The sequence below is a fragment of the Diaphorobacter aerolatus genome (assembly GCF_014489535.1).
GTDB classification, from domain to species: Bacteria; Pseudomonadota; Gammaproteobacteria; order Burkholderiales; family Burkholderiaceae_C; genus Diaphorobacter_A; species Diaphorobacter_A aerolatus.
On sequence record NZ_CP060783.1, the window covers coordinates 1,338,337 to 1,352,206 of the forward strand.

General features: G+C 60.6%; 12 protein-coding genes and 3 pseudogenes. 7 read left to right on the top strand and 8 right to left on the bottom strand.

Annotated features, from left to right (window positions below; translation table 11 throughout):
• Positions 1–230: 230 nt before the first annotated feature.
• The 3 genes from H9K75_RS06230 to H9K75_RS06240 form a co-directional block, all read right to left on the bottom strand.
• Positions 231–1,295, bottom strand: coding sequence for a PDDEXK nuclease domain-containing protein (locus H9K75_RS06230; RefSeq protein ID WP_016452572.1), 1,065 nt, complete (start codon positions 1,293–1,295; stop codon positions 231–233).
• Complete coding sequence (locus H9K75_RS06235; RefSeq protein WP_016452573.1) at positions 1,292–2,644, bottom strand: tyrosine-type recombinase/integrase; 1,353 nt, start codon at positions 2,642–2,644, stop codon at positions 1,292–1,294. The genes H9K75_RS06230 and H9K75_RS06235 overlap by 4 nt, the downstream gene beginning before the upstream one ends.
• Positions 2,645–3,100: 456 nt before the next feature.
• Positions 3,101–3,685, bottom strand: a complete 585-nt coding sequence (locus H9K75_RS06240) for a hypothetical protein (protein WP_187725113.1) — start codon at positions 3,683–3,685, stop codon at positions 3,101–3,103.
• 154 nt (positions 3,686–3,839) lie between these two features.
• Between H9K75_RS06240 and bluB the strand changes: the two genes are divergently transcribed.
• Positions 3,840–4,547 carry a 5,6-dimethylbenzimidazole synthase gene (gene bluB, locus H9K75_RS06245; protein ID WP_187725114.1) on the top strand — a complete coding sequence of 236 codons (708 nt, stop codon included), beginning with the start codon at positions 3,840–3,842 and terminating at the stop codon, positions 4,545–4,547.
• A 405-nt stretch (positions 4,548–4,952) separates the two neighbouring features.
• Here the strand turns inward: bluB and H9K75_RS06250 are convergent, their stop codons facing one another.
• Together H9K75_RS06250 and H9K75_RS06255 are read right to left on the bottom strand one after the other, a co-directional pair.
• Complete coding sequence (locus H9K75_RS06250) at positions 4,953–5,177, bottom strand: hypothetical protein (protein WP_187725115.1); 225 nt, start codon at positions 5,175–5,177, stop codon at positions 4,953–4,955.
• A 185-nt stretch (positions 5,178–5,362) separates the two neighbouring features.
• The gene (locus tag H9K75_RS06255; protein ID WP_187725116.1) at positions 5,363–6,331 is read right to left on the bottom strand and encodes a LysR family transcriptional regulator; all 969 of its coding nucleotides are present in this window, start codon (positions 6,329–6,331) and stop codon (positions 5,363–5,365) included.
• Positions 6,332–6,508: 177 nt separating this feature from the next.
• Here H9K75_RS06255 and H9K75_RS06260 point away from each other — a divergent pair.
• The 5 genes and pseudogenes from H9K75_RS06260 to H9K75_RS25455 all read left to right on the top strand — a co-directional run bounded on the left by H9K75_RS06260 (position 6,509) and on the right by H9K75_RS25455 (position 10,661).
• A pseudogene (locus H9K75_RS06260) lies at positions 6,509–7,703 on the top strand (acyl-CoA dehydrogenase).
• Positions 7,704–7,762: 59 nt separating this feature from the next.
• A pseudogene (locus tag H9K75_RS06265) lies at positions 7,763–8,735 on the top strand (tripartite tricarboxylate transporter substrate binding protein BugE).
• Positions 8,736–9,584: 849 nt separating this feature from the next.
• Positions 9,585–10,112: a hypothetical protein gene (locus H9K75_RS06270; protein ID WP_187725117.1), complete on the top strand. Its 528-nt coding sequence runs from the start codon at positions 9,585–9,587 to the stop codon at positions 10,110–10,112.
• 175 nt (positions 10,113–10,287) lie between these two features.
• On the top strand, positions 10,288–10,503 hold the full coding sequence (locus tag H9K75_RS06275; RefSeq protein WP_187725118.1) for a hypothetical protein: 216 nt from the start codon (positions 10,288–10,290) through the stop codon (positions 10,501–10,503).
• A gap of 44 nt (positions 10,504–10,547) precedes the next feature.
• A complete protein-coding gene (locus tag H9K75_RS25455; RefSeq protein ID WP_226858689.1) occupies positions 10,548–10,661 on the top strand; it encodes an IPTL-CTERM sorting domain-containing protein in 114 nt (37 codons plus the stop codon).
• Between the two features lie 90 nt (positions 10,662–10,751).
• On the opposite strand, the gene H9K75_RS06285 is transcribed toward H9K75_RS25455, so the two are convergent.
• From H9K75_RS06285 to H9K75_RS06290, 3 genes and pseudogenes are all read right to left on the bottom strand, one after another.
• Complete coding sequence (locus tag H9K75_RS06285) at positions 10,752–11,981, bottom strand: sugar transporter (protein WP_226858573.1); 1,230 nt, start codon at positions 11,979–11,981, stop codon at positions 10,752–10,754.
• 189 nt (positions 11,982–12,170) lie between these two features.
• A pseudogene (locus H9K75_RS23615) lies at positions 12,171–12,391 on the bottom strand (VOC family protein); the annotation flags it as partial.
• A gap of 295 nt (positions 12,392–12,686) precedes the next feature.
• A complete protein-coding gene (locus H9K75_RS06290) occupies positions 12,687–12,833 on the bottom strand; it encodes a VOC family protein (RefSeq protein ID WP_187725121.1) in 147 nt (48 codons plus the stop codon).
• A 315-nt stretch (positions 12,834–13,148) separates the two neighbouring features.
• On the opposite strand from H9K75_RS06290, the gene H9K75_RS06295 reads away from it, so the two are divergent.
• Complete coding sequence (locus H9K75_RS06295) at positions 13,149–13,820, top strand: hypothetical protein (RefSeq protein WP_187725122.1); 672 nt, start codon at positions 13,149–13,151, stop codon at positions 13,818–13,820.
• Positions 13,821–13,870: the final 50 nt, after the last annotated feature.

Below are 13,870 nucleotides of genomic sequence, written 5' to 3' on the forward strand. Positions count from 1 at the left end.
TGATACGGTGAAGGGAACAGCAAGACCGCTCACACCCGCCCACTGCAAACACCCACCTTTAGGCAAGCGCAGCGCGCAGGCCCGGATCAGCGAGCCGGGCCGGAGGCGTCAGCCGAGTGAAGCGAGGGAACGATGAAAGCCCGAATGGGGCGAAACCCCGCAGGGGATTCGATGCGCAGCACGACAGCGCGACGACGGCACGCCGGGACGCCCGAATGCGAGGAACAGAACTACTCGCTGTCCGTCTTGCGCTGCTCGATTTGCAACCGCGCCCGCTCGGTCGCCTGCTGCAACCGCTCGCCCAGCACGGCGCGCGGTGGCAAGCTGGTCAGGTACTCGGCCACGTGGATGCCCGACTTGTCCAGTTCCAGCAGCTCGATCTGCTCGGACTTCTTGCCGGTGCAGAGGATGATCCCCAGCGGTGAGGCTTCTTCGGACTCCCGCTCGTGCAGGTCGAGCCAGCGCAGGTACAGCTCCATCTGCCCCTTGTAAGCGGCCTTGAACTCGCCGACTTTCAACTCCACTGCCACCAGCCGCCGCAGCTTGCGGTTGTAGAACAGCAGGTCGAGGTGAAAGTCGTCGCCGTCGATCTGGATGCGCTTCTGACGGGCAACGAACGTGAAGCCCACGCCCAGCTCCAGCAGGAAGGATTCCATTTCGCGGATGATCGCGGCCTCCAAGTCGCCTTCCTGCCAGGTGTCTCGCAGGCCCAGGAAATCGAGGATGTACGGGTCTCGCATGACCAGAGCGGGCGACATGCGCTGCGCATCGCGCATCCTCGCCAGCTCTTGCGCAATCGTCTCGTCCGGCTTTTGAGATAGCGCCGTGCGCTCGTACAGCATCGAGTCGATGCGCTCGCGCAGCGTCCGCACGCTCCAGCGCTCGATGTTGGCCATCTGTGCGTAGTAGTCTCGCTGGAGCGGGTCTTTCAGCGGCAGCAAGGCCACGAAATGCGACCAGCTCAATTGTCGTGACAGCGTCACGACAATTGGCTCGTCCGTGTAGGTAGCCGCGAACTGCACCATCCGGCGCAGGTTCTTGTCCGCGAAGCTGCGGCCGTAGTCCTGCACAAGCTGCGCAGCCAAGGTCGGCAGGATCTCATCACCGTATCCGGCCCGCTGACCAGCCAGCACTTCCGTGTGGATGCGCTGGCCGATGCGCCAAAACAGCAAGGTCAGCTCGGCGTTGACCGCTGACGCGGCGCGCTGCCGCGCCGCGTCGATCAGTACTCGAATGTCGCCCAGCAGCGTGGCTGGTGCCACAGATGACGCCACGGCTGCTTTGCGCCTGTTCATGCCGTGACCTCCTTCTGGTCCTGCATCAGATTCGGCGCAGCCCGCTTGGAATCAGGCGGCACGGCGCGCGTGGCGGCTTTGCGATGCCGGAATGGACGGTAGTTACCCAGGCTGGTGCGGGTCTTGTCGTCGTCCGTGACCACAGGAGACGGCTTCGGCAGCGCAGCCGGCGCATGGCCGTCGATGGCGCCCCGGCGTAGGGTGGCCACTTTCTCGGCAGCGGCACGCACCGGGTCATCCTCTGCATGGACATACGCCATGAACTGCGTGACGGTCTTGTGCGCAGTCAGCGCCATGCCGACCTTGATGGGGATACCGGAGTTGGCAATGTCGGTCGCCGCACGATGACGGATGCCGTGTGTTCCGACATGCGCTACCTCTGCGCGGCCTAAGATGCGCTTCCAGCCGTTGTAGTACGTGCTCTCGGGCAATGGCTTCTTGGCATCAAAGATGGCTGGACACACGTAAGGCGAGTTGTCGATGCGGGGCGCATTGCGCAGCAACTGGTACGCCGCCTCGCTCATCGGCTTGGACATATCGCCCGTCTTGCTGTCAGACCAGACGACCCGGCGATTCTCGAAATCCACCCAAGCCCATTCGAGCGTGCGGATTTCGGTCATCCGCGCGGAAAACTCGAATTGCAGGCGAACCGCCAGCGTCACGGTCGGATGCTCCAACCCCAGGGCATCCGCACGGTCGAGGTAAGCATAGAGCCGCCCCAGTTCCTCGTTGTTGATATACCGCGTCTCGCCGTCCTCGCGGTACTTGGGGACGTGTCGGCATGGATTGGAGCCGTCAGGCCGGTAGCCCCACACCTCGGCCATGTTGAACATCTTGCGCAAACAGGCCAGAACCCGATTGGCCGTAACGCCGATCTTTGCCTTGTCCTTCATCAGCGTGGTGATGTGCGCCCGCGTTACGTCCGGCACCTTGAGCTTGCCCAGGGTAGGCAGGATGTGGCGGTCGATGTAGCCCTGGTAGGAATCGACCGTCCGGGGCTTGTTGCGCGGCTTGGAGTATTCCTCGATGAACTGCCCGCACAGTTCCTTGACCGTCGGGGCCATGCGGGCAGCCAGCTTGGCGGCGCTGGGGTCGTCGCCCTTGCGCACGTCGGCCAGCCAGTCCTGTGCGATCGACCGCGCTTGCTCGACGGTCAGCTCGCCGAACTGGCCGATCTTCGGCTTGCGGCGCTCGCCCCAGTTCGTGCGGTACTGGAGCATGAAGACCTTGCGGCCGTGGGCGGTGACTTTGCAGAGAAAGCCGGGGACAATGGTATCCCGCAGTTCGTAATCCTTGCCGGTGACTTCTGCCGTATCGACAGCGGATTTGGTGAGTTTGATCTTAGCCATGACGCCTCCTAGTTCGAGATCGAACGCAGGAACCAGCCAGGAGCCACGGCATCAGAATGTCTGCCGCAATCGGTCTGGTCTAGGCGTAAGGCTAAACGGGACTAGCCTCTTGGAAAACCAAGCGCAGCAAGGCTCTGCGGGTTCCAGCGTGGTCTCATGCTAGTCTCGGGACTCAATCTCAAAATCCGCCGCCGCAAGGCGTGCCGGTTCGATTCCGGCCTCGGGCACCAACGGTTTGACGCTACAAAAGTGATTGCACTTTCCCGTAGCTTCCGCAACCGCTTATCAAAAAGCCTGCGACCCAATATCTGGGTCGCAGGCTTTTTGATTTCTGGCTGGCAAGTTCCGGTCAGGGGCGCTGAGTGTGACTCGCAGACCCGCCGCAAGGATCTGACCAGACAGATGCATACGACTGGCCGCCGTTGCTGAAAACTTCACGTTGGACGACTTGCCATGTCAATGGAGGTTGAATTTATCAAACGTGATCATTCGTTTTTTATCAGCTTTAGTGACGCTCCTAGTATCCAATTTCAACGCATCAGAATTTTCATCACCAAGGACGTAGCTCTCGAAAACTGATCGGTAGAAATACCACTGGCGTTTGCTTCGATCATATTTAAATGAAACCGAGTAATTCCAATGCTGTCCGCAGGCCGCGGTGTTTTCGAACGAGAAAACATTTGGTTGCGGTTGCGTGATACGCGGCTCATCCATGTCCAGCACCGGATCGCATTGCGCTGCCCCATCCAGCCGACCGACTACATTGTCATTGCGCGCAAACACCGTATAAGAACCTTGTTTTTCCTCGACGAGCAAGAGAGGGCGGGTCGGCGCCTCGGCAGCGTACCGCGGTGGTTCATCTGATCGCCGTGTTGCGACAACAATAAATTGAGGCGCGCTCTTGGGCGACATTTTCAGCGCCCTTTCTTCAATCAAAATATATTCCGCACCTAGTACCTTTTTAACAAACGCAGTCATGTCACCCGCACATGCAGCCGTTGAAATGAACGTGCCCAACAGCACGATTGGTACGAGTTTCATTTTTCCCTCAAAACAAGGACGGTTTTGGTGAATGGTAACGGACGTCTCGGCATATCGGGATATTGGTCCCGGATGATTCGGGCCAGATTTATCCACACGCATCGCCAGCCTGGGTTTGACCCATCGCATGACCATATCAAAGGACAATGCCGTGATGACCGAACAGACACTTTCCTCATCCTCCTCATCGGCGTGCGAGCCAGCCGCTTCATCGTCTCTTGCCTTCAGTGCAGCCGAGCGCGCTGCCGTTTATCGCGCGATTCATGAGCGGCGCGACATGCGCCATTTTTGTGGCGGCACCGTGCAGGATGACGTGTTGTTGCGCCTGCTGCGAGCGGCGCATCACGCGCCGAGCGTGGGCATGATGCAGCCGTGGCGTTTCATTCGCGTAAAGAGCCGGGAATTGCGCCTTGGCATTCATGCGCTGATCGAGCAGGAACGCGTGAGAACGGCCGAGGCGCTCGGTGAGCGGCAGCAGGAATTCATGAAGCTCAAGGTCGAAGGTGTGCTCGACGCGGCCGAGGTGCTGGTCATTGCCATGCCGCCGGGTCGCGAGGCCCATGTGTTCGGTCGCCGCACACTGCCCGAGATGGACATTGCAAGCGCGTCCTGCGCCGTGCAGAACCTCTGGCTTGCCGCACGCGCGGAAGGTCTGGGCATGGGCTGGGTGTCGATATTCGATCCGGTCGCGCTCGCGCAACTTCTGCGCATGCCGCAGGGTGCGCACGCGCTGGGCGTCCTCTGTCTCGGGCCGGTGAATGCCTTCTACAGCGAGCCGATGCTGCAGCAGGAAAAGTGGACTCGACGAGCGCCGCTGGAAGACATGCTGATGGAAGATTTCTGGACCAGCGATGCAACCTGAATCGAATCCATCAAGGCCGCGTACTCTGGCCTCCCCTGGATTGCCCGGCCCGGCATTCGGCTGCCGGGAATGGCGCTGCCCGGCGCGGGCTGACCGACTCCACCGACATCCGAAGCCTTGGGAGTCGGAGTAGTCCTCTTAGGTTCGCATCCAGCGAGGGTGGCAACGGTGGCGGCGAGCGCGACAACCGTAAGCGTGGTGCGGAATGTCATGACGGTACCTTGTGAGTGAATGAATGAACGAAGGCACCCAAATGGTAGAGCCGACCCGTCGCGTGCAGCCACGCATCTGCGTAAGAAGCCGGAAAAAGCGTAACGCCGCTTTTGCGCGTCAATACGCCTCCTGCAATCCCGAGCACCGCATGGTGGACAGGATTGCAGGAGGCGTATGGTTAGCAGCGTACCGTCAGGAGGTGCTGCGCCGAATCTGCTGCCTGCCCAGATCGGTGATGGTGAACTTGCCATCGACGGTCTTGCCGATCATTCCCCATTCCAGAAGACGCACGGAGAGGTGCTCCTTGAGTGCCTCGGTCATGCTGACCAGTTCGCCCATTTCAAGGCGTTTGAGCATGCTTAGCTCGTCCACTGTAGGTTCGAAAGTGGTTGCGTGATAGACAGCATCCAGTGCCATGGCAGTACTCCTTTTGCGCAGGTTTGTCGTTGTTGGTCTTGATTCGACCGGCGCGCCGCGAAGCGGTTCCGGGCACCCGTTCAACTCAAGCAGTTTTCCTACATTCGGCGGCTTGCCATACCAAACCGTCATGACGAATCAGCGTATTCCTGCGGCAGCGGCTTGCCATCAGGGTAAGGACCTATTCACGCGATGAAAGGGGGATCGCGGGGGCGGTCCTCGGTGCCTGGAATCTGACCGGTTGCACGCGCCAGCCATTGACTGAAGGCGCTGAGCACTGGCGTCGGCTGCTGCGCCGGGCTGACGAGGTAGTAGGCGCGCTCGCCGCGCAAGGGCCGGTTGCAGGCGACGATGAGGTCGCCGCGCGCCATCTCGGCCTCGATCAGCATCGGCGGCACGAGCGCCACGCCAAGGCCCATGGCTGCGGCCACGGCAATCATGGAGAACAGCTCGTAGCGCGGGCCGTCGAGCGCGCGCGGCGCATCGACACCCATCGCATCGAACCATTGCCGCCAGCCATAGGGACGCGTGCTCTGCTGCAGCAGCGGCAGTCGTGCGATTGCCTCGGGCGAGATGGTGGAATGCGCGCGCCCCCGGCCACGCGGGGCGGCACGCTCGAGCAGGCGCGGGCTGCAGACCGGGATCACGTCTTCCTGCATGAGCATCTGCGCCTGCACGCCCGGCCAGTTGGCGACCTGCTCGGGCGTTCCGGCATAGAGCGCCGCGTCATAGCCGGAGTCCGGAAAAAGAAAGGGCCGCGTCTGCGTCTCGATGTGGACCATGATTTCAGGATGTTCACTCGCAAGCAGTGGCAGGCGTGGAATCAGCCAGCGCGTGGCGAAAGTCGGCACGGCAGCGAGCGACAGCGAACCACCATGGCCCTGATGCGCCATCACGTCGAGCGTGTCGCGTTCCAGGCCCTGCAACCAGCGCGCGATCTGCTTGCTGTAGTGCCGCCCGGCTTCGCTGAGCGTGACGCCGTGGCGCGTGCGGCGAAAAAGCTGCACGCCCAATTGATCCTCGAGCGCCAGAACCTGCCGCGATACGGCGCTTTGCGTGAGCGCCAGTTCCTGCGCCGCGCGGGTGTAGCTTTCATGCCGCGCCGCAGCCTCGAAGCAGGCCAGTGCCTGGGTGGAAGGAATATGTCTGCGCATGCGGGTCATCTTATCCAAGTATTCTGAAACCGCATATCTGAATGAAAACAACTCGCTTGCCGCAACCCTGAATCAAGGAATAACATGGGTTCAATCGATGAGTCATGCAATGCGCGCATGCGTGGCTCCCAAGGGTTTCAGCACCTTACCACCGCACTCACAGGAGACAAAATCATCATGGCCAACGCACGTTTTCAATGGGACGACCCTTCCTCATCGAACAGCAACTGAGCGACGACGAACGCGCCATCCGCGACGCTGCCGCCGCGTATTGCCAGGACAAGCTCGCGCCACGCGTGCTCGAGCAATTCCGCCATGAAAAGACCGATGCAACGATCTTCCGCGAGATGGGCGAGCTGGGCCTGCTCGGCCCGACGATTCCCGAGCAGTACGGCGGCCCCGGCCTGAACTACGTTGCCTATGGACTGATTGCCCGCGAGGTCGAACGCGTCGATTCGGGCTACCGCTCGATGGCCAGCGTGCAAAGCTCACTGGTGATGGTGCCGATCTACGAATTCGGCACCGAAGCGCAGAAACAGAAATACCTGCCCAAGCTCGCCAGCGGCGAATTCATCGGCTGCTTTGGCCTGACCGAGCCCGACCATGGCTCCGATCCCGGCAGCATGTCCACGCGCGCCTACAAGGTCGATGGTGGCTACAGGCTCAAGGGCAACAAGATGTGGATCACCAACAGCCCGATCGCCGACGTGTTCGTCGTCTGGGCCAAGGAAGTGAGCGAAGGCGGCGCGCTCGGCCCGATTCGCGGCTTCATCCTGGACAAGGGCATGAAGGGCCTGACCGCTCCGGCGATCCACGGCAAGGTCGGCCTGCGCGCATCGATCACCGGCGAGATCGTGATGGACGACGTGTTCGTGCCCGAAGAAAACGCCTTTCCCGAGGTGCAAGGCCTGAAGGGTCCGTTCACCTGCCTGAACAGCGCTCGCTACGGCATCGCCTGGGCGCAATGGGCGCAGCAGAGTTCTGCTGGCACACCGCACGCCAGTACACGATGGACCGCAAGCAGTTTGGCCGCCCGCTCGCCGCCAACCAGCTCATCCAGAAGAAGCTGGCCGACATGCAGACGGAAATCACGCTCGGCCTGCAAGCCGCGTTGCGCTTTGGTCGCATGAAGGACGAGGGCATCGCGTCGGTCGAAGCCACCTCGCTCATCAAGCGCAACAACTGCGGCAAGGCGCTGGACATCGCCCGCCTGGCGCGCGACATGATGGGTGGCAACGGCATCAGCGACGAATTCGGCGTGGCGCGACATCTCGTGAACCTCGAAGTGGTGAACACCTACGAAGGCACGCACGACGTGCATGCGCTGATCCTGGGCCGTGCGCAGACCGGTCTGGCAGCCTTCGCCAACTGATCCGCAGTGCTTTAATCCTCCCGGACACACACCATCAACACCAAGGAGACAAGCTCATGATGAAGATTCGTCGAAGCGTATTGGCGCTCGGTATTCTGGCCACTCTCGGTTCCCTGCCTGCGCAGGCGGAGGACCGCTACCCACCAAGCCCATCAAGCTGCTCGTGCCGTTTGCGGCCGGCGGCACGACCGACCTGATCGCCCGCATCGTCGCCGACCCGCTTGGCCGCGAGCTGGGACAGACCGTGGTGGTGGACAACAAGGGCGGCGGGGGCGGCAGCATCGGCGCGGCCGAAACCGCGCGCGCCGCACCCGACGGCTACAACCTGGGCATCGCCACCGTATCCACCACGGCCACGAACCCGGCGATCAACCCCAAGATTCCCTACAACGTCGCGACCGACTTCACGCCCATCATCAACATCGCCGCCACGCCCAACGTGATCGCGGTGAATCCCAAGCAACCGTTCAGCGACTACAAGGGCTTTGTCGAAGCCATCAAGGCGAACCCCGGCAAATACTCCTACGCATCGCCCGGCAACGGCAGCATCACGCATTTGATGATGGAGATGTACAAGCTCTCCACCGGGCTCGACATCGTGCACGTGCCCTATCGCGGCAGCGGTCCGGCGCTCAACGACGCGGTGGCCGGTCAGGTGCCGGTGATCTTCGACAACCTGCCTTCCGCGTTCCCATTCATCAAGGACAAGCGCCTCACCGCCATCGTCGTTGCCGCGCCGCAGCGCGTGCCCGCCATGCCCGATGTGCCCACGTTCAAGGAACTGGGCCTCGAACAGGTGAACCGCATGGCCTACTACGGCATCGTCGGCCCCAAGAACCTGCCACGCCCGATCGTCGACAAGATCAATGCTGCCGTGCGCAAGGTCATGCAGGACCCCGGCATTCGCAAGAAGATCGAGGAGACCGGCTCCATCATCCAGGCCGGCACCCGGAAGAGTTCGCCAAACAGATGAAAGAGGAATACGCGGTCTACAAGGACGTGGTCGTCAAGCAGAAGCTCACCATGGATTGACACCTGGGCACGCATTCCGGGCGCAAGTCACGCCGCGTCGCCCCGAAATTGAGAGAGAAAACCCCAAATGGACCGCAATGGTCCATTTTTTTTGCAGGGTATTCGCCGCCTTCGACAGGTCAAAAAGGCAACGCGCACAAGCCCACACATGTGCAAGCCTCTTTCATCCCATTTGCATTTGATTATTCAGACACGCTTGAATAATCGCAATTCAATATTCACAAAATGAGCCAATTCAATTGAAGGCGCTCAATTCAATTGAATATCAATAGCGGTGACCGAGGTTATTCGTAGCAACCAATGATTTTTCGCAATCAGTAGATTCGCAACAGTTAATAACAATAGAATTATTTATTGATGCACAAATCAAAATTTATTTGATTTAACGCATGGAAATCATGTATTTCCAGACTCTACTGAAAACGCATGATCAATAGTAAGTGAGACGATATTTTATTGATAGACATTTATTATGAAAACAACAGCCAGTTTAGCGATATCCGCCATGCTCGCCATCTCCTTGTTGCAGGCCGCGCGCGCAGACACGCCATTGCCGACACTTACCTGCAACCCCTTCAGTACCACCCCGGGAGTAATCTACCCTTCGCATTTCGGCGATGTGATGAATACCTCCCCTGCCACTTATAAATATTGGAGTGCGGGTACGCAATTTTTGAGCACGCCAACCGATCACACGATAGGGATGCTGACGCCGCAAAGCCCTCTGGCTACAACGCGCCTCCCACGGTTCCCGCACTGGCAAGCGGTTGGCTTGCGCAAGACGGCCCCCGCCTGGTTCCTCTTCCGAGTAACACCATCGTTGGATGGAACGGAACAGACAAGCCGAACATGAATCCCAACGTCATGTATTTTTTCCGGTATCGCTTCATGATGGACCCGCAGGCAGATGCCTCCCGGTTCAGCCTGATGTTCGGAGATCTGCAGGCCGACGATGCATTGAAGGGTGTCTACCTGAATGGGAAATTGGTGCGGACGACAGCCGTGCCGGCCAACCCGGAGGAAAAACTGACTGACTCACGCCTGTTTGCTTCGGGAGGAGCGCAATTCAAACCCGGCGAAAATGAAATGATATTTGCCGTGTTGAATATCGGTGACATCACCAAGCCGCCGCTTTACGTGGATGCGCATGGCCATCAACCCAGCATGGTTGCACTGCACCTTGCAGCTCCTATAGGAGGCCAATGTGCCCCGCAACCCACGATTTCGACGCCCGTTATTCCCGCAGGTGTGCTGACGGCTACAACACCGATGGCATATAGCGGCAGCCTGACGAATTGGGGCCACTCGACGGTGGCGCAGATTCGCACGCTCAACACCGCAACGAATATCATTTACGGGCCTTTTTATGCCCGATAGATCCGGCGACCGGGACCTATTCCCTGTCCAACGCCCCGCCATTCCCGGTGGGTGACTACATCATGGTTGGAGAGCTCAATGTCGATACTTCTCCAATGGCACGGACATATTGTTCGCGCAGTCGGACATAGGCAGTTTTTCCGTCACCGGACTCACCCTGAACCAGGCGACCAACGTGGATTCGCGTACGAAACCGAATTTCACCGGAACGGTTCCGAGCCGGGGAACGGCAACCACCGTCAGCGTGACCGCGACAAGGGCCAACGATCCCAAGACCTACGGACCCTACACGGCCACGATTCAAGCCGATGGCTCCTATCGCGTAGAGCCCGACCTGCTTCCACCGGGGACTACACGGTCACCGCCACCGTCGTCGGGGCAGCGGATCTGAAGACAACCACCAGTTTCAAGGTGACGGCACCGGCGGACGTGCCCGTGACGGAATCCGTCACTCCGGTTCCGAGCCTGGGGGAGTGGGCGCTGCTATGGTTGACCGCGCTGCTCGGAGCGTTTGGATATCTTGGGATGCGAAAGACACGCGTTCGCTGAACCCAACAAACCCGCCATGGCATGGGATCGAAGGGGCCGATGAGGCCCTCTCAATCCATGCCACGCGCGTTGGATCGCAGCGTTTGCCGCCTATTTCACCGGGGCCGGTGAAAACGTGCCAGCCCACTTCCATGTGGCAAACGCACACCAGACAAGGCCGACCACGGCAAGGCTGCCGCCCACGGTTCCCAGATGCTGCAGTCCGGCATGTGTGCCGACCTGGCTGCCCAGTAGCGCGCCCGCTCCGATGCCGATATTGAAGATGCCCGAAAACAGCGACATGCCGACGTCGGTCGCATCGGATGCCAGACGCAATACCTTCGCCTGCAGCGGCAGCACCATGCAAAGTATCGCCACGCCCCAGATCGAACACACCACGTACAAAGCCAGCGGCGACTGTGTGCTCGGCAGCAGCAGCCACAGGCAGGCTGTCACCGTCGCGAGGCCGAGCAGCAGAAAGGCACGCGGCCAGCGCAGGCCAAAAGCGCTGAAGCAGATACTGCCGACAATGCCCATGCCGCCGTACAGCAGCAACACCCAGGTGGTGACTTGATTGCTCAGCCCTGCCACATGCTGGATCAAGGGTTCGATGTAGCTGTAGACGGTGAACTGCGCGGTCACCATCACGATCAGCAGGGCATAGGTCGCCACCAGTGCGGGGCGCTTGAACAGCATCGGAATGCTGCTTGCCGAGCCCGCGTTTTCGCTGGGCAGGGATGGCAGCAGACGCCAGAGCGTCAGCATCACGACGAACGCTACGAAACCGATGGCGCCAAAGGTCGTGCGCCAGCCCAGCGCTTCGCCGACGATGCGGCCGAGCGGAATGCCAAGCACCATCGCGAGTGTCGTGCCGGTCGCGAGCAGCCCGAGCGCCTGCGCCTTCTTGCCCTCGGGCGCGACGCGCACCGCCAGCGCGGCGGTGATCGACCAGAACACCGCGTGCGCCAGCGCGATGCCGATGCGGCTGATCATCAGCGTCGCGTAACTCCACGCAAAGGCAGAAAGCACATGGCTTGCGATGAACAGCGCAAACACACCCATGAGCAATCGACGACGTTCGAGGTGGCTGGTCGCCAGCATCATCGGCAGCGACGTGAGCGCCACCACCCACGCATAGATGGTGAGCATCAGGCCGATCTGCTCGGTGCGCATGCCGAAACTGCCGCCGATGTCGCTGAGCAGCCCCACGGGGACGAACTCCGTGGTGTTGAAGACAAACGCGGCCAGCGCCAGCGCGATCACGCTCATCCAGGCCTGCCGCGATGAACGCGAGTCAGGCGTCGGCAGGGAGCGGGAATGGGCAGCGATGGATTCGGACACGGGCGGACTCAAGGACATGGGCAGACAAAAATATCGGGCATCTGCAGATCGGCCGAGCCGATGCTGCGATGCAACATTTATTGTCGGACGATTTGCCAGCAACCGCCCATCAGGCGCGAGATGTCCCCACTCCGCAGTGAGGTCACAGCGCCGTCATCATTGCTCCCGCGCGCAGGCTGTGCTTCGGGGTCAGTCTTGCGCTTGCGGATAGTGACAGACCGCCTCGATGTTGTGCCCATCGGGATCGAGCACAAAAGCGCCGTAGTAATCGGGGTGGTATTGGGCCTCAGGCCCGGCGCACCGTTGTCGCGCCCGCCCGCAGCCATTGCGGCCTTGTAGAACGCATCCACCTGCGCGCGGCTTCTGGCCCGAAAGGCCACGTGAATGGGTGGCTGATTCGGACTGCCCCGGCTAGGGCCTGTTCACCCAACCCACGGGGTCGCGCAAGCCAGGCAGGGCCGCTCATGCTAGGCGCGTGACGCCGCGCGGGTAGGCACCCGCGCAAGGAACGCAACACCGCAGGGGCGGCCCTGCCTGGCTTGCCCGAAGGGTTGTGCAGTCTTGGGCGGTCTGCGGCGTTGCAGTCTCTCGCAAGGTACCTACCTTGCTTCGAGCCTGCGCCTTGCATCCCATCCCAAGACTGCACAACGCGATCCCCGTGCGTTGGGTGAACAGGCCCTAGTCCAGAAATCATGCTTGGGCGCCTCACCGAATCCTGCCGTATCGGTGTGGCCGGTTTTGAGCCGCAGAGAGCTGCTTCAGCATCGCATAGCCCAGCGGTTCGAGCGCCTGCTCGTAGAACGCAAGGGACTTGGCAAAGTCGGAAACCATCACTCCGGTGTGATCGATCATGAGTCGCTCCTATGGGCTAATCGGATGACTGTAAAAAAACCCAGTCACCGCGTATGCAGGACGGGATCCATTCCGTCCATTCATCGATTGCCAATTAACAATCGACAAACTTTGTACCTTCTGATTCAACTATGAAGAATTGGCAAAACCTGACAAAGAAACTCAAAGGGGTCAACGAAAATGCCTCTCAGGACGTCGTACATGCAGCAGACGCTGTGGCAGCAACCGATCAATGTGCAGCGTCATCATGATCGTCATTTTCACCCCGCTGCTCGGCAACACGACGACCAGCATTCACACAAGGGAGACTCCTACATGCTTAGCTCCACTTTCAGCAAGATCGCCATTGCGGGCGCGCTGGCGGCCACGATGGTTGGCTGCGTTGCCATGGATGATCCGTACTATCAGGGCGGCTACCAAGGTGGTTATGGCGGCGGTTATGCCACCACCACCTACAGCAGCTACCCGGCCTGGCAAGGCCCGGGCTACTACTACGATGGCGGCTACTACCAGACCAACCCCGGCGTCAGCGGCGCGATCTTCATCCGCAATCAGGATGACTGGCGCTCGCGCGACAACGATCGCCGCCGCGACTGGGAGCGTCGTCATGACAACGACCGCCGAGAGGCCGACCGCCGCCGTGACGAACAGCGCCGCGATGCCGACCGTCGCCGTGAGATGGAACGCCGCGAGATGGAACGCCGTGAGGCTGACCGCCGCCGCGATGATCAACGTCGCGACTGGGGCAATAACAACAACCGGCCACCACCACCCGTGTATCAGCAAAACCAGAACCCCGAGGCGCAGCGCGACTTCAATCGCAGCGAACGCATCCTGCGCCAGCAGGAAAACCGCCAGTTGCGTGATCCCGATCCGCGCGTGAACCGCGAACGTGCCGAGATCTTCGAGCGCCAACGCCAGCAACGCGAAGACGCCAACCGCAAGAACCAGAACCCCTGGGGAACCGGCAATAGCCCCGGAAACTGATCGCGGCGAGAATGATGCTCTGTCGGGCAAGGTGTAATGCCTTGCTCGCC